We start from the raw sequence: 18,345 nt of genomic DNA, 5'->3' as shown, positions 1-18,345 counted from the left end.
CAGGTACGCGTCGGCCGAGCCTTCACTGCCGCGCCTTGATCCGCGCCATGTGATACACGGACGCATGCACGCCATCGCGCAATGCATAGCCCGGCGATTCACCCTCGACCCGGAAGCCATGCTTCTCGTAGAGCGCGACGGCCGCGCGGTTGTCGGTGAACACGGTCAGCTCGAGGCGCGTGATGTTCAGCCAGTTTTCCGCGAGATCGATCGCGGCCGCGAGCAACCGGCTGCCGACGCCGCGCCCGTGGCGCGTCGCGTCGACCATCATGCCGAGCCCTGCCGCATGGCGACGGCGCGGATTCTGTTCGGGATGCAGGCCGAGATGGCCGACCACCACGCCGTCGATTTCGGCGACGAGGCTCACGCCGTGCTCGCGCACGCCGTCGAGCCGCTTCTGCCATTTCTCGAGCGACGGAAACGGATGCTGCAACGTATTCGCGTACACCGCGGGATGCGCGGCGATTTGCCGGATCGCGTCGACGTCGTGCGCCTCGCTGTGCCGGATCGTGATGTCGGTCATGGGTGGGCCGGTTCCGAAAAGTCGCGCCAGTCGCGCGGGCTGCGCACCTGCGCAGCAACGTGTCGAGCTTATCCGATTTCACGCATTTGAAACATGGGCGTCATGCAATGCCGTTGCACCCGCAACGATGCGCGATTACGCCACGCCACCGCGAACAGGAAAAATCTGACCGATTCCGCAACCGCAATCGGTAATTCCTGACTCGTCTTCGACACGCATCGCTTCCCGATCAATCGTTGCGCACGCAACGTCACGCGCGCGACATGCGATGTCATGTCTTCATCACGTCGACGTCACGCCGCGTCCCTAGACTGGGCGCCGCCCAACCCGGCATGCGCCGGGCCGGCGTGTGCCGACGTCCCGGCCGCGCATCACGAGCGCGCGTTGCACGGGATCGCGGCGACGGCCAACGCATCCGCGCGACACCACGCATCGCGCGCGATGCGCGCACCTCCGCCACGCGCGGCCGATGCACTCGAACGCACACGCCGCGCGAATCGTCCCAGGGGGGCGATGCACGGGCGCCGCCAGACGAAGTCACGAACGCTCCCATCATCACAGGACCCGAACGCCATGACGTCACGCCGCAAATTCCTTCAGCAAACCGCCACTTCCGGCCTCGCCGCCGCCGCGCTGTCCGCGTTTCCGCCGAGCATCCGCCGCGCGCTCGCGATTCCCGCGTTTCACGAAACGGGGACCATCCAGGACGTGAAGCACGTCGTGCTGCTGATGATGGAGAACCGCGCATTCGACAGCTACTTCGGCACGTTCAAGGGCGTGCGCGGTTACGGCGACCGCTTCGCGGTGCCGTCGCCGAACGGCCGCAACGTGTTCTACCAGACGTACACGAAGCCGACGCCGGCCACCACCGTCACGCCGTATCACCTCGACGCAAGCCAGGGCAACGCGCAGCGCGCGGGCGGCACGCCGCACACGTGGGCCGATGCGCAGGCCGCGTGGGACCATGGCCGGATGAACCGCTGGCCCGACGCGAAGACGCCGCTGTCGATGGGCTACTACGACGCGGCGGAAGTACCGTTCCAGCGTGCGCTCGCCGATGCGTTCACGCTGTGCGACCACTATCACTGCGGGATGCACACGGGCACGATCGCGAACCGCCTGTTCTACTGGAGCGGCACCAACGGCCCGAACGGCATCAGCCCGGCCGACGGCAGCCGCGTGAAGATCGCCGCGCTGAACAACCAGTTCAACGGCGGCAACGACATCGGCCCGTCGAGCCAGGGCTGGACCTGGACCACCTACGCCGACCGGCTGCAGCAGGCCGGCGTGAACTGGAAGGTCTACCAGAGCCTGATCGACAACTTCGGCTGCAACGAGATGATGAGCTTCCGCCACTGGCGCGCGGCGATCGAGCAGATGCCGCCCGCGCGCCGGCCCGCGTACGTCGCGTCGACCGACATCACGCAGCCCGTGACGGCGGCCGGCGCGTTCTACGATCCGGCGATCGACGATCCGCTGAGCCCGCTCGCGAAGGGGTTCGGCAACACGATGCCGTACGGCTTTCTCGAATCGTTCCGCGACGACATCCGCAACGGCACGCTGCCCGAGGTGTCGTGGATCATCCCGCCGTCCGTGTACAGCGAACATCCGGGGCCGTCGAGCCCCGCGCAGGGCGGCTGGTACGTGCAGGCCGTGCTCGATGCGCTGACGGCGAACCCGGAGGTATGGAGCAAGACCGTGCTGCTGGTGAACTACGACGAAAACGACGGCTTCTTCGACCACATGCCGTCGCCGGCCGTGCCGTCGCGCAACGCCGACGGCACGCTCGCGGGCGGCCATACGCTGCGGGACGCCGACGTCGCCGCCGAGTACCACGACTTCACGCCGGCCACGTCGAGCCAGCCGGCGATCGACGGCCGTCCGTACGGCCCGGGCCCGCGCGTGCCGATGTGGGTCGTGTCGCCGTGGAGCCGCGGCGGCTGGGTCAACTCGCAGGTGTTCGACCATACGTCGACGCTGCTCTTCCTCGAAAAACGCTTCGGCGTCGCGGAGCCGCAGATCAGCGCGTACCGCCGCGCGGTGTGCGGCGACCTGACGAGCGCGTTCAACTTCCGCTCGCCGAACAACGAACCGCTGCCGACGCTCGCGGGCCATACGACGAAAAGCCAGGTCGACGCGCTGAGCGCCGCGCAACAGGCCGCGCCGAAGATCGTGCCGCCGGCCGCGCCGTCGCTGCCCGCGCAGGCGACCGGCGTGCGCCCGTCGCGCGCGCTGCCTTACGAACTGCATGCCAGCACGCGTACCGATGCCGGCACCGGCACGGTCACGCTGAAGTTCGCGAACACGGGCCGCGCCGCCGCCGTGTTTCACGTCTATGACAAGCTGCACCTCGACCGCCTGCCGCGGCGCTACGTCGTCGAACCGGGCAAGACGCTGCACGGCGACTGGGCCGCGCGCGCCGACAACGGCGGTAAATATGACCTGTGGGTGCTGGGCCCGAACGGCTATCACCGCCGCTTCACCGGCGACCTCAGCCGCCTGGCCGGTGCACGTGCGCCGCAGCCGGAGGTTCGCGTCGGCTATGCGGGCGCGAGCGGCAACCTCCACCTGAAGCTGCGCAACCACGGCGGCGGGACGGTGCGCTTCACCGTGAGGTCGAACCAGGTCTACGGGCCGCTGTCCGGACGCGGCGCGCACGACGATCGCGATCATGGCCACGGCAACGAGGACGGCAACAGCCAGGGTCACGGCCACGGTACCGGTACCACGTGGACGGTCACGGTGCGCGCCGGCGACCAGGCCGAGCTGCACTGGAAGCTCGACTCGACCGGCCACTGGTACGACTTCATCGTCACCGCCGACAGCGACGCGAGTTTCTCGCGCCGCGTCGCCGGCCGCGTCGAAACCGGCCGCCACTCGGTCAGCGACCCGGCGATGGGGCTCGCCGACCGCTTCTGATGCCGCCGCGGCGACCCGCGCTGCGCCGCGTGTCGCCGCCCGGGCCGGCCCGGCCGCGCACGGCGGTCAGGCGCCGGCCGCGGCTGCGCCCGATCCGGCGCAAACGCCCGCCCCGCGCGGCTCAAACATCAGAAGGATCAATGGTTCAGCCCTCAATTCCCCCCAACGAAATTGCTCCGAATTGCGGCCCGTTCGCGTTAAACTGCGCCAAGCTGTATTCAACCAAGACATCTTCGCCACTACGGCATCCACGATACGAGGATAGGTTCGATGCGCACTTCCGGCTCATCCGGGGCAATGACCCTGCTCACCGAACACGACCCGACCGACGGTCGCGAACTGCGCTCGCTCCGGCTCGAAGCAACCGGCGACGGCAAGAGCGTGCTGCTGATCGAGATCGACGAACGCAAGCCCGGCATCCACCGCGAAGTCCGCTACGAGATCACGCCGGCCGAACTGATCGCGGCGATCCGCTCGCACGGCGCCGAGCTCCCCGGCGAAAACCACGGCGCCGCGTCACTCGCCCGCACCTCCTCCTGATTTCGAACGGTGAGCCGCGCGCAACGCGCCGGCTCACCGCGCCCCCTGCCGCCGTCACGCACGTTGCGTTATTCCCGCCGCTGACTTGAAAAAGGCCGATAATCGGCCCATCTGCGTGCTTTCCGCGCGCGTTTCCTTTTCGGCCAGCCGTCATGCTCCTCCGCGACCTCGTCGCCCAATACGGGCCGCTTCTCGTCTTCGTCAACGTGCTCGCGGCGGCCATCGGGCTGCCGGTGCCCGCGATGCCGACGCTCGTGCTGTTCGGCGCGATGTCCGCGATGCATCCGGCGATGATCGGCTCGCAACTGGTCACGGTGGTCGTGCTGTCGGTGCTCGGCGCACTGATCGGCGACACCGTGTGGTACCTCGCCGGCCGGCGCTTCGGCGGCACGACGCTGAAGACGATCTGCCGCCTGTCGCTGTCGCGTGACAGCTGCGTGAAGAAAACCGAACGCTTCTTCGGCCGCTACGGCGTGCGCGTGCTCGCCGTCGCGCGCTTCATTCCGGGGCTGTCGCTCGTGTCGGTGCCGATGGCCGGCGCGTTCGGCACGCGCTATCGCACGTTCCTCGGCTACGACGCGCTCGGCGCCGCGCTGTGGACGATCGTCGGGCTGATGGTCGGGCTGATGTTCGCTCGCCAGATCGACTGGCTGTTCGCCGGTGCGGGCCAGCTCGGCCGCGCGGCGCTGCTGGTGGCCGTCGCGGTGCTGGCCGTGTACGCGACGATCCGCTGGATGCGCCGCCGCGCGCTGATCCGCCAGCTCGCGAGCGCGCGGGTCGGCGTCGACGAACTCGACGCGATGCTGCGCGATACGTCCGCGCCGGTGGTCCTCGACGTGCGCTCGCCCGAGCACCGCAAGCTCGATCCGTTCACGATTCCCGGCGCGCAGTTCGCCGACGAACGCCAGATCGGCGACATCGTCGCGCGTTATCCGTTCTCGCAGAAGTTCGTCGTGTACTGCTCGTGCCCGAACGAGTTCACGGCCGCGTTGATGGCGAAGCGCCTGCTCGACGCCGGCTTCACCGATGCGCTCGCGCTGCGCGGCGGCCTCGATGCATGGCGCGATACGGGCCGCCAGCTCACGTCGCTCGTGGAAGACATGCCCGCTGCGAACGATCCGGTCGCGGGGCTGCACAAGCCGGCCTGATCGCGTCGATCGAAGGCCGGCCGTGCGAGGCGGGGGCGCCTGCGCCCCCTGCGATCAGAACGCGTGCAGCGGCAGGTTCACGACCAGGCGGTACTCGGTGTTCGTCGCATCCGAGTAGTGTGCCGAACCGGCGTGCCACATCGCGATGAACGTGACCTTCGTGTCCTTCAGCTTGCCGCTCTGGAACGTGTACGACGGGATGAAGCCGAACTCGTGGTGACGGCCCTGCACCGGCGCGCCGTTGCTCCAGTAGATGCTCGACTTGCTCGGGTCGTTCGCCGCGCCCGCGCTGCCGTCCGCCCCCCAGCCCGTCACGCCCCAGACCATCGCCTTGAAGCCCGGCAGGCCCGCTTCCTTGCCGTAGAACGTGTAACGCAGCTGCAGCGACTTTTCGTGCGGCGCGTTGTAGTCGACGTCCATCGAGTTGGTCAGGAAGATGCCGTTCGTTTCGTTCAGGTAGTCGAAGAACTGGTCGCCGAGCACCTGCTGGAAGCCGAGCAGCAGCTCGTGCGGGCCGTGCTGCGCGGCCAGCGACAGGCTGTATGCGTTGTTGTTGATCTTGCCTTGCAGCGCGTCGCCCGTGTCGTGCGTCGAGTAGACGTTGCCGAAGCCCGTCCACTTGATCGTCTGCGGGCTGCCGATGCTGTGCTTCACCGACGCGTAGTACTGGTGCCACACGTCGTCGGCCTGGTTCGCGTACAGCGCGATTTCGCCGTTCGGCGAGTAGTCCCACGTGCCGCCGACGTACGACAGGCGGTTGATGCGCGTGCCGCCGTATTGCGTCGTCAGGTTGGTGAGCGTCGTATGACCACGCGCGTCGGTCTTCGTGAAGCTGCCGGCCTCGAGCATCACGTTCTTGAATTCATTGCTGACGAGCGTCGCACCGAGGAACGTCGGCGGCAGCGCGCGGTTGTCGTGCTGCTCCATGAACGGGTTGTCGACGGCCTGCAGACCGTACTTGACCACCGTGTTCGAGATGCGCGCCTTCACGTCGTAGATGCCGGGATAGGCCCAGGCGAGCTGGTTGCCGCCACCGCCGCCCTTCGCGATGTGCACCATGCTGCCCGCGCCCTGGCCGCCGTCGAGCTTCAGCGCCGCATACAGCGATGCGTCGAAACCGATACCGATCAGGCCCGTCGTGTAGCCCGACTCGAAGTTCGCCATCGCGCCCTGGACCCACGCGTGGCGATGCGGCCCGCCCTTGGCGTCGAGCACGTCCGCATAGTTGCGGAACAGGAAGTTGAGATGGCTGTCGGCGATGAAGCCCTTCGACTGCGACTGCGCCGACGGCTCGTCGGGCGGCGTGACGGCCTGGTTCGCCTCGGCGTTGATGACGGCGTTCGGGGTCGTTGCCTGCGCAACGGTCGTGCCCGGTGCGGCCTGCGCGACCGTCAGCGGTGCGGGGGCCGCGTCGTCGGCGTGCGCGACGCCCGTCAGCGAGACACCGGCGAGTGCCGGCAGCCCCCAGGCAAGCAGCATTTTCGATGCCGTCCCGATCGTCTTCTGTTTTTTCATCGTAATTCTCGTCTTGTGTTGATATCGTCCACGCCGGTTGCGATCCGCGCCCGGCCCCCCGGCGCGCCCGATCAAAGACGCGCCTGTACCCGCGGCGCGAAGATCGTTCGCGCCGCACCTACCCCTGTTGACCTGCCTTGGTTATGTTTGCTGCGTCACTTCAGCTCACGCCACACCCGCGCGGATGCACGCGACACGCGCGGCCGACCCCTGCCGAACTTCCGGCAGCGGCACGTCCTGCGCGCACGCGTCGATCGCGACCGGGCAGCGCGTGCGGAACGCGCAGCCGGACGGCGGGTTGAGCGGCGAGGGCATCTCGCCCGCCAGCAGCATCGGACGGCGAGCACGCTCGCGCGCCGGCTCCGGCGTCGGCGCCGCATCGAGCAGCGCCTTCGTGTACGGGTGCTGCGGCACGCCGTACACGTCATGCCGCGTGCCGAACTCCATCACGCGGCCGAGATACATCACGAGCACACGCTGGCTGATGGCCTTCACCACCGCCAGGTCATGTGCAACGAACAGATAGGACAACGACAGTTCGCGTTGAAGGTCGCGCAGCAGGTTCACGATCTGCGCCTGGATCGACACGTCGAGCGCCGAGACGGGTTCGTCGCAGATCACGAGCTTCGGCTCGCCGATCAGCGCGCGCGCGATGCCGACGCGCTGGCACTGCCCGCCGGAAAATTCGTGCGGATAACGCAGCAGGTGATGCGCGTTCAGGCCGACGCGTTCGAGCATCGTGACCACGCGGCGGCGCACCTCCGTGCGGCCGAGGCCGGCCTGGTGCGTGACGAGCGGCTCCGCGACCACCTGTTCGATCGTCATGCGCGGATCGAGCGACGCGAGCGGATCCTGGAAGATCATCTGCACTTCGCGCCGCATCGTGGTGCCGCGCAGGTGATCGGGCGCCACGGCTTCGCCGCGCCATTTCACCGTGCCGGCCGTCATCGGCACGAGGCCGATCAGCGCGCGCGCGAGCGTCGACTTCCCGCAGCCCGATTCGCCGACGAGCCCGACCGTCTCACCGCGCTTCACGTCGAACGACACGCCGTCGACGGCGCGCAGCGTCCCCTTCGGCGACCACGGATAGCCGCCGAGCGGCACGCGGAAATGCACTTTCAGACCGTCGACGGACAGCAGCGTGTCGTCCGTCGCGCCGGTATTGCGGCGTTCATTGACGCTCATCGCAGACCTCCCGTCAGATCGGCCACGGGACGGTGGCACGCGCGCACCGCGCCCACGGCGCCATAGGTTTCGAGCGCGGGGCGCGCCGCGCCGCAGCGTTCTTCCGCATACGTGCAGCGCTTCGCGAACGCACAGCCGGCCGGCGCGGTGCCGGGCATCGGCGGATTGCCGGGAATCGCGACGAGCGGCGCATCGTCCGCGTCGGTCAGGCGCGGCAGCGCGTTGAGCAGGCCGATCGTGTACGGATGCGACGGCGCCGCGAAGATCGAATCGGCCGGCGCGTATTCGACGGTGCGGCCCGCATACATGACCATCACGTCGTCCGCGAGGCCCGCGACCACGCCCATGTCGTGCGTGATCAGCACGATCGCGGTGCCGCGCTCGCGGTTCAGCTCGCGCAGCAGGTCGATGATCTGCGCCTGCACGGTCACGTCGAGCGCGGTGGTCGGCTCGTCGGCGATCAGGATTTCCGGCTCGGACAGCAGCGCCATCGCGATCATCACGCGCTGGCGCATGCCGCCCGAGAACTCGTGCGGATACATGCGGATGCGGCGTGCCGCATCGGGAATGCGCACCGATTCGAGCGCCTCGATCGCGCGCTTCGTGGCGTCCTTGCGCGACAGCTTGCGATGCAGTTGCAGCGTCTCGGTCATCTGCCGCTCGATCGTCAGGAACGGATTGAGCGACGTCATCGGATCCTGGAAGATCATCGCGATCCGGTCGCCGCGTATCTTGTTCAGCGCGCGTGAATCCATCTCGAGGAGGTTGTCGCCGCGATAGCGCGCGGCGCCGGTGGTCGTGCCGTTGCCGGCCAACAGGCCGAGCATCGCCATCACGGTCTGGCTCTTGCCCGAGCCCGATTCGCCGACGATGCCGAGCGTCTTGCCGGCTTCGAGCGAGAACGACACGCCGCTCACGGCGTCCACCGGCGGCGCGTCCTTGCGCGTGAAGCGCACGCCGAGGTTGTCTACTTCAAGCAGTGCGGCCATCTTCAGCGGTCCTTCGGGTCGAGCGCGTCACGCAGGCCATCGCCGACGAAGTTCACGCAGTAAAGCGTCACGCACAGCATGACGGCCGGGGCCAGCAATAGCCACGGCGTCGATTCCAGTTTCTGCGCGCCGTCCTGGATCAGCACGCCCCAGCTCGTCATCGGTTCCTGCACGCCGAGGCCGAGGAACGACAGCACCGATTCGGTCAGCACGATGCCCGGCACCGAGACCGTCGCGTACACGACGACCACGCCGAGCAGGTTCGGCACGATGTGGCGCAGCACGATCGACGCCGGCGTCACGCCGATCGCCCGTGCCGCATCGACGAACTCGCGGCTGCGCAGCGACAGCGTCTGGCCGCGCACGACGCGCGCCATGTCGATCCACGAGAACGCGCTGATGGTCAGCACGACCAGCATGAACGAGCGGCCGAACAGGGTCATCATCAGGATCGCGATCAGCAGGTACGGGATCGCGTACATCATGTCGACGATGCGCATCATCACGGAGTCGACGCGGCCGCCCGCGAAGCCCGCGGTCGCGCCCCATGCGACGCCGAACAGGCCCGACACGAGCGTGCCGAGCAGGCCGACCTCGATCGACACGCGGCCGCCGATCAGCGTGCGCACCAGCAGGTCGCGGCCGAGCTCGTCGGTGCCGAACCAGTGCTGGTTCGCCCAGGTGGGCGGCAGGCTGATCGAGCCCCAGTCGCTTGCCGAAGGATCGGCCGCGAGCAGCCACGGGCCGACGAAACAGGCGAGCGTGATCAGCGCGAGCAGCACGAGGCTGAACACGGCCGCACGGTTGTGAAGGAAGCGCGCCATCGCAAGCGCGAACGGCGAGCGCGAACGCGGCGGCGAGTCGGCCTGCACGGGCAGGCCGACGACGGGAGTAGTCGGAGTCATCGCTGTGCCTCGCTCAATAACGGATGCGCGGATCGAGCCACGCGTACGCGAGGTCGACCAGCAGGTTGAACAGCACCGCGCAGACGGTCGTCAGCACGACGAGGCCGAGCACCAGCGTGTAGTCGCGGTTGATGGCACCGTTCACGACGAGCTGCCCGAGCCCCGGCAGCGCGAACACCGATTCGGTGACGACGGCCGCCGTTATCGACGTGATGCAGACCGTGCCGAACAGCGACACGACCGGCATCAGCGCAGGCTTCAGCGCATGGCGCAGCACGATCGTCGAGCCCGGCAGGCCCTTCGCGCGCGCGGTGCGGATGTAGTTACTCGACAGCGTCTCGATCATCGAGCCGCGCATCACGCGCGCGAGCAGCGACATGTTGATGAAGGTCAGCAGCACGATCGGCAGCAGCCGGTACTCCCAGCCGCCGTCACCCCAGCCGCCCGCGGGCAGCCAGCCGTTGCCGGACGACGTCTTCAGCAGGATCGCGAAGATCCACACGAGCACGGGACCGAGCACGAACGGCGGCACGACATTGCCGACGTTGCCGATCAGCATCACGACGCGGTCGATGAAGCTGTCGCGGCGCACCGCCGCGACGGTGCCGAGCAACACGCCGAACACGATCGAGATCGGGATCGACACGCCGCCCACGCCGAGGCTCACGGGCAGCGCCTTCTTCACGAGATCGTTCACCGACCAGTCGACGTAGCGGAACGACGGACCGAGATCGCCATGCAGCAGCGAATCGAGGTACATCAGGTACTGCTTCCACAGCGGCTGATCGAGGTGGTACTTCGCGTTCAGGTTCGCGAGCGTCGCGGCGGACAACTGCTTTTCCGTATCGAACGGACCGCCGGGCGTGAAGTGCAGCAGCAGGTAGCAGACGGTGACGACCGCGAGGATCGTCGGCACCGCCCACAACGTGCGCCTCAATGCGTAGGCCAGCATGATCGCTCCGCTCAGTGCTTGATCAGGTACATGTCCTGCGAAGCACGCATGTCGATCACGTTCTTCAGCGAGTAGCCGCCCACATAGGGCTTCACGAGACGATCGGCCGAGTACTGGAACAGCGGCACCATCGGCGTGTCGCTCAGCGCCATGTCGTGCGCCTGCGTGAGCAGCGCGGCACGTGCCTTGTCGTCGAGCTTCTGGTTGCCTTCGTCGACGAGCGCGTCGGCCTGCTTGTTGCAGTAGCCGACGGTGTTCTGCGCGCTGCCGCAGCGCAGCAGGTCGAAGAACGTCATCGCGTCGTTGTAGTCGGCGAACCAGCCGTCACGGGCGATCTGCACCTTGCCGTCATGACGCTCCTTCATCAGCACCTTGAACTCGACGTTCTCGAGCTTCGTATTGACGCCGAGCTTGGTGCGCCATTCCGACGCGGCGAACAGCGCGACCTTCTTGTGCAGGTCGTTGGTGTTGTACGTCAGCGTGAACGACAGCGGCTTCGCATCCGAGTAGCCGGCCTGCTTCAGCAGGTTCTTCGCGGTCTCGACGCGCTTCGCCATCGGCCACGACGCCCAATCCGGCGTGAACGGCTGCACGCCCTTCGTGCCGCTCGGCATCAGGCCGTACATCGGCTTCTCGCCGGCCTGCGTGAGCCTTTGCGTCAGCACGTCGCGATCGAGCACCATCGACAGCGCCTGGCGCACGCGCTTGTCCTTCAGCGCCGGATCGCTGTTGTTCAGGTAGTAGTAATAGGTCGCGAGCTGCAGGCCCTGGCGCAGTTCGCCGCCGAACTGCTTGCTGACCTGCTGGAAGATCCCCGACGGGATCGAGTAGCTGTAGTCGATCTGGCCGGCCTGGTACATGCGCATCGCCGTCTCGTCGCTCTCGATCGGCAAGTACGTGACCTTGTTGATCACGACCTTCGGCGCGTTCCAGTACTTCGCATCCTTCGAGATCACGATGCGGTTGTTCGGCTGCCAGTCGACGAGCTGGTACGCGCCGTTGCTGACGATGTTGCCCGGGCGCGTCCATGCGTCGCCGAGCTTCGTCACCGTGTCCTTGTTCACCGGCGCGAGCGGCACCATGGCCGTCAGTTCCGGGAAGAATGCGACCGGCACGTCGGTCGTCACTTCCAGCGTGTACGGATCGATCGCGCGCACGCCGAGCGTCGACGGCGCAGCCTTGCCTGCGATGATGTCCTTCGAGTTCTTCACGAACTCGACGAGGATCGTGTACTTCGAGCCCGTCTTCGGATCGACGAGGCGCTGCCACGAGTAGACGAAATCGGCGGCCGTCACCGGCTGGCCGTTGCTCCACTTCGCGTCATGGCGAAGCTTGAAGATCCACGTCGTCGGCGACTTGCGCTCCCACGACAGCGCGACGCCCGGCACGACCTGGCCGGCCGCATCGATGCGGGCCAGCCCTTCGAACAGGTCGAGGCCGATCGTGTTACCGGTCCACGATTCGATGTGCGCGGGGTCGAGCGACTCGATTTCGGCGGGCACCTGTCGCGTCAGGTCCTGTTGAGGCGCGAGCGCGACGTTCGACGGAACGGTAACGGCGTGGGCGGCAGGCGTCAGGGCGAGCGCGGCCAGCACGGCCGACATGGCATGCAAGGATTTCATCGTGGCAGTCTTGAGAAAGGTTGTTCGGTGAGCGTCGCGCGGCGGATGCCGCGGATTACGCTTGAGACGCTGACGGGCGCAGCGATTGAGGAGGCCCGTGATTCTCGTATTGCATTTTAGTATTCCTTACGTTTCTTTCGACAGGTATTCCGTCTTCGAAACGAAGGAATACCTGTGCGTTAGAACAGCCTCGGTGTACCGACCCAGACCACCACCGACTCGATCTTCGCGGTGTTGACCCAGCTGTGCGGGACCGTCGACTGATAGTGCGAGCTGTCGCCGGCCTGCAGGACGAACGTCTTGCCTTCCAGCGTCAGCGACACTTCCCCTTCAATCACATACAGGAACTCCTCTCCTGCATGTGTCGTCACCTCGGACCGCTTCTGCCCCGGCGGCATCCTCACGAGGATCGCCTCCAGCTGGCGCCCTTCGGATACGTTCGTCAACCGCGCGAACAGGTTCGCCGAATCGGCAAACCCGAAGAAGCGCAACTGCTCGCCTCGGCACACCGAGCGTTCCTCGCTCGGCGTATCCACGAAGTACTGCACCGTCACACCGAGCGCGTGCGCGATACCGGCCAACGATGTCAGCGACGGCGACGCGAGCCCGCGTTCGACTTGAGACAGAAACGGCTTCGAAATCCCCGCGGCGGTAGCGGTGTCGTCGAGCGTGCGCTTGAGTCGTTGGCGCAACGCGCGAATCTTGCTGCCCAGCGCGGCAGCATCTGCAGCCCGCGAGTTTTCAGTGGGGGGAACCATAGCAGGCCGAAAAGTGATCGTCAAAAAATGTTTGATGGAAAATAACTAAGTTAGAACGATATAGCTTAGTCTTCGGGTTCGCCCACGTCTTCGGTGTCAAGCCCGGTGCACTAAACGGGACACGAAGCGAGCGAAACGACGCGCTATCTTGCCAGACTCGCCGGCTTCACAGGCAAGCTGCAAGCGGCTCTCCGGGAATCTTCGGAGGACCTGCACGGAATCTTACAAATAGATGATGAGACGAATGTTCCTGAAAGCTGCTGCCACATTGGGAGTTTCCCTAGGTGGCAGGCACCTGACGCACCGGACCGGCAGCCGTTACCATGCGCGCGCCGGTCGGGGCCCTTCCCCGCCACACCCGGCGGAGTCCGACCCCGGCCCGGGCTAACCGCCCGACTGTTCCATCGCCGTCACGAAGCCTACCCGGCCCATTGTGCATCGGCGCCAGTTCGACCCCAAAGACGACGCGTGATCCGTGCCGTCCGTTTCAAACGAGATTGATGATGCAACCACCCGTTTCACAAACCCGATCGTTCACGACGGTCTTCCTCATCGAAATGTGGGAGCGCTTCGGCTACTACGGCATGGCCGCGCTCCTGGTCCTCTTCATGGTCGACCGGCTCGGTTTCACCGACAGCCATGCGAACCTGACCTGGGGTGCGTTCACCGCACTCGTCTATGCGGCGCCGTCGATCGGCGGCTGGATCGGCGACAAGGTGCTCGGCGCCCGTCGCACGATGATCATCGGCGCGGCCGTGCTGTGCGCCGGCTACCTGATGCTGTCGGTCCCGAATGATCAATTGACGTACATGTACGCGTCGCTCGGCGTGATCGTCGTCGGCAACGGCCTGTTCAAGGCCAACGCGGCCAACCTCGTGCGACGCATCTATGAAGGCGACGACGCGCGCATCGACAGCGCGTTCACGATCTACTACATGGCGGTCAACATCGGCTCGACGGTGTCGATGCTCGCGACGCCGTGGATCAAGGATCACTGGGGCTGGCACGCCGCGTTCGCGGTCTGCTGCGGCGGCATGCTGCTCGCGATCCTCAACTTCATGCTGATGCATCGCACGCTCGCGCACGTCGGCTCGCTGCCGGACGACCAGCCGATCCGCTGGAAGCGCCTCGGCGCGGTCGCGCTGGGCGGGGTCGGGCTCGCGCTGATCACGCTGTACGTGCTGCAGCACAAGCAGCTCGCCGTCGCCAGCGTGTGGACGGCAGCGTTCGCGATCCTCGCGATCTTCGCGTACATGATCGCGAAGTCGGAGCGCTCGGAGCGCGCGGGCCTGATCGCGGCGCTCGTGCTGATCGGCCAGGTGATCCTGTTCTTCATCTTCTACGTGCAGATGTCGACGTCGCTGACGCTGTTCGCGCTGCGCAACGTCGATCCGCGCTTCATGCTGTTCGACACGACGCTGTTCACGTGGAGCGCCGCGCAGTTCCAGGCGCTGAACCCGATCTGGATCATGCTGCTGAGCCCGGTGCTCGTGTGGGTGTACAACGCCGTCGCGAAGAGCGGCCGCGACCTGCCGGTCGCCGCGAAGTACGCGCTCGGCTTCGGCGCAGTGGCCGCCGGCTACCTGGTGTTCACGATCAGCGGCCGCTACGCGGTCGACGGCCGTGTGTCGTCGTGGTTCATGGTGTGGGGCTACGGCCTCTACTCGCTCGGCGAACTGCTGGTGAGCGGCCTCGGCCTCGCGATGATCGCCCGCTACGTGCCGGCGCGCATGAGCGGCTTCATGATGGGTGCGTACTTCGTCGCGACGGGCGTGTCGCAGTATCTGGGCAGCGTCGTCGCGAACTTCGCGCAGATGCCGTCGCACGAACTGCCGGCCACCGAATCGCTGCCGCTGTACCTGTCGCTGTTCGAGAAGCTCGGCTGGCTCGCCGCGATCGGCATGGTGCTCGCGCTGCTGCTGCTGCCGCTGATGAACCGCCTGTCGCGCCAGCACCAGCGTTGTGCGGAAGCGCGCCGCGAAGATGCGCCGCAGGCGCAGGGCGTCGCCACCGCGCAGTAAGTAATATCCCTCGGCGTGCGGCATGCACGCCACATTCTCCCGCCAGGCACGCGAACGCGTCCTACACTGGTTGCAGGAAGCGCATCCGCTTCGCGAGATGCGCACTGGCGGGAGAAGACGATGAAAAGCAAAGCAACGCGGCTCTTGAGGATACTGTCGGACATCCGGCACGCTCAGCGCTGCACCGCGATACGTGCCGCGCGCGCCGCGGCCGAAGCCGACGCGGTACTCGCGGAACGCGACGAGCCGGCGCCCGACGAACGCGACGACGCGGAAGCCGACGACGCCACCTCCGTTCCCCGCTCCCGTATCGACTCACCTCACTGACGCCGCGCGGCACGCTCCGTGCCGCACGCACTGCGTCCCGCGCCGCTCACGCGGCCGCGCCGCGCCACCGCGCGATCCACGATCCCGAGCCGGCCACGGCCATCATCAGCCCGAGCGCGCACGCGTCGGCCACGAGGCCGACGCCGACGTGCCGCAGATCCGCGCTGCGCACGACCGGATGCAGCAGCGAATCGATGACGAGCGAGATCGCCGCGCCCGCGACGAAGCAGATGAGCCCGCGCTGGCCCACGGCCACGACGGGCCGCACACCCTGCGCGATCCGCGCGATCCAGCCGAAGCGCACGCAATCGGCCATCAGCCACGCGATGGCCGCGAAGCTCACGACGCGCGGCAGCGCGAGATCGCGCTTGAACACGCCTTCCGGCAGCGGCAGCCCCGAGAACAGCTTGTAGCTCGCGCAGCCGAGCACGACCGCGCACGCGAGCCCGGTCGCGGCGGCCCCCCAGCGCCCGAGCGCGATACGCCGGTAGAACGGCTGGCAGCGCGCGAGCACGCCGGCGACGAACATCAGTTGCCACGCGAACGGATTGAAACTCCAGCGGAATCCGTCGGCATCCAGCAACTCGGGGCCGAGCCAGCCCGCCGTCAGCCACGACGCGACGCTGAGCGCAACCAGCAGCCACGGATGCCGGCGCGCGAACGGCACGAGCACCGGCGACGCGAGCGCGAACAGCACGTACATCGGCAGCACCGACGCGAGATAGGGCTGGCGCTGGAACGTCAGCAGCTCGGCTGCGCCCGTGAGCGGTGACGCGAGCATCACGCTAACGTCGTCGAGCGCGAGGTTCGGCGCATCGATCCCGTAGTGATCGAGCACGGCCGACACGACGAGCATCAGCGTCGAGGTCGCGAGAAACGCGCGGTAGATCTGCATCGCGCGGCGCACGAAGCGCTTTTGCGCGGCGCGCGCGCCGTGTCGCTCGGCAATCGCGCCATAGGCGCTCGCGGTCGCGAAGCCGCCGAGAAAGACGAAGACCTCGGCCGCATCGCACAGCGCGAACGCGTGCAGCGTGACGCGCGACAGCACGCTCGCGCCGATGTGATCGACGACGATCATCAACAGCACGATGCCGCGGAAGAAATCGACTTCGATCAGGCGGCCGCTGCGCGACGGTGGAAACGTGGCGGAAGGCGGCGGGCTCAACGACATGAGCACACCTGCACGACGGCGGTGCGACACGCACCGGAGAATGGATCGAGGAGCGGAAGGCGAGCGCGATCAGCGACGATACGCGTATGCCCGCATCGCGCCAACCCGGCCGGCCAGGCACGGAGATGACCGTTCATTGAAAGGCTGCATACGAAGGGAAGTCGGTAAGGCCAGTCTAATGGCCGATCCGGGGAGACCCTAAGTAACAAAGTGCAACCGAATCTTCTGTTCGATTACACGCGCGAGCCTTGTCGCGCAAGGCGGGCAGCGTCGCCAGACTCGCGTCAGCGCGATGCCAGCTTGCGGTCAGCATCGATGGGTTCGACCGCTGCGGCATGGTGGTTTTGCGATGCGCGACGCGGCACGCCGCATGCAGCCGCCGCGTCGCGACCGACGTTTATCCGCGCGCGGGCAGGCGCCGCATCAACATCGCGCTGTGCCACGCGGTGAGCGCGACCGCGACCCAGATCGGCCCGTACGTCGCGAGCTTCGCGATGCTCAGCGTCTCGCCGAGCAGCAGCAGCGACACCGCGACGAGCAGCACGGGTTCGACGTAGCCGAGAATCCCGAACAGCGCCATCGGCAGCATCCGGCTCGCCTTCAGGTAGCTCGCGAGCGCGAGCGTGCTGAGCACGCCGAGGCCCGGCAGCAGTGCGGCCCACAGCACCGGGTGGTCGGCCACGTGCGTCGTGCTCGTCACGACCATCGCGAACGCGATCGGGCACAGCAGCACGATCTCGACCGCGAACGCGGCGAGCGAATCGGCGTTGATCCGCCGGCGCAGCACGAAATACGGCGGATAGCCGAGCGCGACGACGAGCGTCGGCCACGCGAACGCGCGCGTCGCCCACACTTCGTGCGCGACGCCGAGCGCCGCGCACGCGACCGCCGCCCATTGCAGCGGATCGAGCCGTTCGTGATAGTAGAAGCGGCCGACGAGCACCATCGTCAGCGGCAGCAGGAAATAGCCGAGCGACACTTCGAGCATGCGGCCGTGCAGCGGCGCCCACAGGAACAGCCACAACTGCACGCCGAGCAGCGCGGCGCTCACGGGCAGCGCAATCAGCAGGCGCCAGTCGCGCACGCTGCGCCGCAGGAGGTCGACGAGCGCCGGCCAACGGCCGCGCAGCGCGATCAGCGCGAGCGCGCCCGGCGCGGTCCACAACACGCGCCACGCGAAGATGTCGAGCCCCGTGAGCGGCGCCAGCAGTTTCGCGTAAGCGGACATCAGCGCGAACAGTGTCGACGCCATCACCGACAACACGAGGCCGCGCCCGGCCTCCGGATACCCCGTCATGATCGTTCCGCGCCTCTTATTGCTGCTGGAAGCGCTCGAAGCGTTTCTCGGTCTTGCGTTCCTCGAACGTCACCTCGGTCACGCGCGCGGCCGGCGGGCCGTGGCGCAGCCACGCGAGCATCCGGTCGATCTGCGCGCCGGGGCCCTGGATCATCGCCTCGACGGTGCCGTCCTCGAGATTCGCGACCCAGCCGCGCAGCTTCAGCGCATGCGCCTCGCGCACCGTCGCATGACGGAAGCCGACGCCCTGCACGACGCCGCGCACCCGCACGTAGTAGGTCTCGATCCGTTCGTCCAGTTCATTGCGGCTCATCGCGTCGCCCTCCCGTTGCATTCAAGCCCGGCATTGTAGTCGCGTCGGCCGCTTCGCACACGGGCCGGAGCCGCTTCATGCCCGTCACGGCGTGGCGTCGCCGCCCGCGCCGACCACGTACAATCTCGCCGATGCTCAACCGCCGCGCCGCCCGCGCGCG

The 18,345-nt window shown here is 67.3% G+C and carries 16 protein-coding genes; 5 read left to right on the top strand and 11 right to left on the bottom strand.

The window, feature by feature from the left end; genetic code table 11:
• Positions 1 to 22: 22 nt before the first annotated feature.
• Complete coding sequence (locus CFB45_RS31060) at positions 23 to 523, bottom strand: GNAT family N-acetyltransferase (RefSeq protein WP_089428823.1); 501 nt, start codon at positions 521 to 523, stop codon at positions 23 to 25.
• 573 nt (positions 524 to 1,096) lie between these two features.
• Here CFB45_RS31060 and CFB45_RS31055 point away from each other — a divergent pair.
• The 3 genes from CFB45_RS31055 (at position 1,097) to CFB45_RS31045 (ending at position 5,130) form a co-directional block, all read left to right on the top strand.
• Entirely contained in the window at positions 1,097 to 3,442 is a 2,346-nt protein-coding gene (locus CFB45_RS31055; protein ID WP_089428822.1) for a phosphocholine-specific phospholipase C, read from the top strand.
• Positions 3,443 to 3,712: 270 nt separating this feature from the next.
• A complete protein-coding gene (locus tag CFB45_RS31050; RefSeq protein ID WP_089428821.1) occupies positions 3,713 to 3,982 on the top strand; it encodes a hypothetical protein in 270 nt (89 codons plus the stop codon).
• A 152-nt stretch (positions 3,983 to 4,134) separates the two neighbouring features.
• Positions 4,135 to 5,130: a DedA family protein/thiosulfate sulfurtransferase GlpE gene (locus CFB45_RS31045; protein WP_089428820.1), complete on the top strand. Its 996-nt coding sequence runs from the start codon at positions 4,135 to 4,137 to the stop codon at positions 5,128 to 5,130.
• Between the two features lie 54 nt (positions 5,131 to 5,184).
• Here CFB45_RS31045 and CFB45_RS31040 read toward each other — a convergent pair whose 3' ends face one another.
• The 7 genes from CFB45_RS31040 to CFB45_RS31010 form a co-directional block, all read right to left on the bottom strand.
• Complete coding sequence (locus CFB45_RS31040) at positions 5,185 to 6,645, bottom strand: OprD family porin (protein ID WP_039349592.1); 1,461 nt, start codon at positions 6,643 to 6,645, stop codon at positions 5,185 to 5,187.
• 165 nt (positions 6,646 to 6,810) lie between these two features.
• Positions 6,811 to 7,830 (bottom strand): ABC transporter ATP-binding protein, encoded by a 1,020-nt coding sequence (locus CFB45_RS31035; protein WP_179255115.1) that lies wholly within the window; start codon positions 7,828 to 7,830, stop codon positions 6,811 to 6,813.
• Positions 7,827 to 8,819 (bottom strand): ABC transporter ATP-binding protein, encoded by a 993-nt coding sequence (locus CFB45_RS31030; RefSeq protein WP_089428819.1) that lies wholly within the window; start codon positions 8,817 to 8,819, stop codon positions 7,827 to 7,829. The genes CFB45_RS31035 and CFB45_RS31030 overlap by 4 nt, the downstream gene beginning before the upstream one ends.
• A 2-nt stretch (positions 8,820 to 8,821) precedes the next feature.
• On the bottom strand, positions 8,822 to 9,724 hold the full coding sequence (locus tag CFB45_RS31025) for an ABC transporter permease (protein WP_089428818.1): 903 nt from the start codon (positions 9,722 to 9,724) through the stop codon (positions 8,822 to 8,824).
• A 13-nt stretch (positions 9,725 to 9,737) separates the two neighbouring features.
• On the bottom strand, positions 9,738 to 10,676 hold the full coding sequence (locus tag CFB45_RS31020) for an ABC transporter permease subunit (protein WP_089428817.1): 939 nt from the start codon (positions 10,674 to 10,676) through the stop codon (positions 9,738 to 9,740).
• 11 nt (positions 10,677 to 10,687) lie between these two features.
• On the bottom strand, positions 10,688 to 12,298 hold the full coding sequence (locus CFB45_RS31015; protein WP_089428816.1) for a peptide ABC transporter substrate-binding protein: 1,611 nt from the start codon (positions 12,296 to 12,298) through the stop codon (positions 10,688 to 10,690).
• Between the two features lie 179 nt (positions 12,299 to 12,477).
• The gene (locus CFB45_RS31010) at positions 12,478 to 13,056 is read right to left on the bottom strand and encodes a cupin domain-containing protein (protein WP_069252724.1); all 579 of its coding nucleotides are present in this window, start codon (positions 13,054 to 13,056) and stop codon (positions 12,478 to 12,480) included.
• Between the two features lie 500 nt (positions 13,057 to 13,556).
• Here CFB45_RS31010 and CFB45_RS31000 point away from each other — a divergent pair, with 500 nt between their 5' ends.
• Positions 13,557 to 15,077, top strand: coding sequence for a peptide MFS transporter (locus tag CFB45_RS31000; protein WP_089428815.1), 1,521 nt, complete (start codon positions 13,557 to 13,559; stop codon positions 15,075 to 15,077).
• A gap of 120 nt (positions 15,078 to 15,197) precedes the next feature.
• On the top strand, positions 15,198 to 15,404 hold the full coding sequence (locus CFB45_RS30995) for a hypothetical protein (protein WP_089428814.1): 207 nt from the start codon (positions 15,198 to 15,200) through the stop codon (positions 15,402 to 15,404).
• Between the two features lie 46 nt (positions 15,405 to 15,450).
• On the opposite strand, the gene CFB45_RS30990 is transcribed toward CFB45_RS30995, so the two are convergent.
• The 3 genes from CFB45_RS30990 to CFB45_RS30980 form a co-directional block, all read right to left on the bottom strand.
• The gene (locus CFB45_RS30990) at positions 15,451 to 16,575 is read right to left on the bottom strand and encodes an OpgC domain-containing protein (protein WP_089429214.1); all 1,125 of its coding nucleotides are present in this window, start codon (positions 16,573 to 16,575) and stop codon (positions 15,451 to 15,453) included.
• 397 nt (positions 16,576 to 16,972) lie between these two features.
• Complete coding sequence (gene rarD, locus CFB45_RS30985) at positions 16,973 to 17,872, bottom strand: EamA family transporter RarD (RefSeq protein WP_089428813.1); 900 nt, start codon at positions 17,870 to 17,872, stop codon at positions 16,973 to 16,975.
• Between the two features lie 16 nt (positions 17,873 to 17,888).
• Positions 17,889 to 18,185, bottom strand: coding sequence for an acylphosphatase (locus tag CFB45_RS30980; protein ID WP_069253069.1), 297 nt, complete (start codon positions 18,183 to 18,185; stop codon positions 17,889 to 17,891).
• Positions 18,186 to 18,345: the final 160 nt, after the last annotated feature.

It is taken from the genome of Burkholderia sp. HI2500, assembly GCF_002223055.1.
Lineage (GTDB): Bacteria > Pseudomonadota > Gammaproteobacteria > Burkholderiales > Burkholderiaceae > Burkholderia.
This window is presented reverse-complemented; position numbering and strand designations above follow the sequence as displayed.

Excerpts from the sequence above, each read along its gene's own strand:
- CFB45_RS31000 (WP_089428815.1), top strand. The coding sequence starts at position 13,557 with ATGATGCAACCACCCGTTTCACAAACCCGATCGTTCACGACGGTCTTC.
- CFB45_RS31020 (WP_089428817.1), bottom strand. The coding sequence starts at position 10,676 with ATGCTGGCCTACGCATTGAGGCGCACGTTGTGGGCGGTGCCGACGATC.
- rarD (WP_089428813.1), bottom strand. The coding sequence starts at position 17,872 with ATGACGGGGTATCCGGAGGCCGGGCGCGGCCTCGTGTTGTCGGTGATG.
- CFB45_RS31035 (WP_179255115.1), bottom strand. The coding sequence starts at position 7,830 with ATGAGCGTCAATGAACGCCGCAATACCGGCGCGACGGACGACACGCTG.
- CFB45_RS30990 (WP_089429214.1), bottom strand. The coding sequence starts at position 16,575 with ATGTCGTTGAGCCCGCCGCCTTCCGCCACGTTTCCACCGTCGCGCAGC.
- CFB45_RS31010 (WP_069252724.1), bottom strand. The coding sequence starts at position 13,056 with ATGGTTCCCCCCACTGAAAACTCGCGGGCTGCAGATGCTGCCGCGCTG.
- CFB45_RS31060 (WP_089428823.1), bottom strand. The coding sequence starts at position 523 with ATGACCGACATCACGATCCGGCACAGCGAGGCGCACGACGTCGACGCG.
- CFB45_RS31015 (WP_089428816.1), bottom strand. The coding sequence starts at position 12,298 with ATGAAATCCTTGCATGCCATGTCGGCCGTGCTGGCCGCGCTCGCCCTG.
- CFB45_RS30980 (WP_069253069.1), bottom strand. The coding sequence starts at position 18,185 with ATGAGCCGCAATGAACTGGACGAACGGATCGAGACCTACTACGTGCGG.
- CFB45_RS30995 (WP_089428814.1), top strand. The coding sequence starts at position 15,198 with ATGAAAAGCAAAGCAACGCGGCTCTTGAGGATACTGTCGGACATCCGG.
- CFB45_RS31055 (WP_089428822.1), top strand. The coding sequence starts at position 1,097 with ATGACGTCACGCCGCAAATTCCTTCAGCAAACCGCCACTTCCGGCCTC.
- CFB45_RS31025 (WP_089428818.1), bottom strand. The coding sequence starts at position 9,724 with ATGACTCCGACTACTCCCGTCGTCGGCCTGCCCGTGCAGGCCGACTCG.
- CFB45_RS31030 (WP_089428819.1), bottom strand. The coding sequence starts at position 8,819 with ATGGCCGCACTGCTTGAAGTAGACAACCTCGGCGTGCGCTTCACGCGC.
- CFB45_RS31045 (WP_089428820.1), top strand. The coding sequence starts at position 4,135 with ATGCTCCTCCGCGACCTCGTCGCCCAATACGGGCCGCTTCTCGTCTTC.
- CFB45_RS31050 (WP_089428821.1), top strand. The coding sequence starts at position 3,713 with ATGCGCACTTCCGGCTCATCCGGGGCAATGACCCTGCTCACCGAACAC.
- CFB45_RS31040 (WP_039349592.1), bottom strand. The coding sequence starts at position 6,645 with ATGAAAAAACAGAAGACGATCGGGACGGCATCGAAAATGCTGCTTGCC.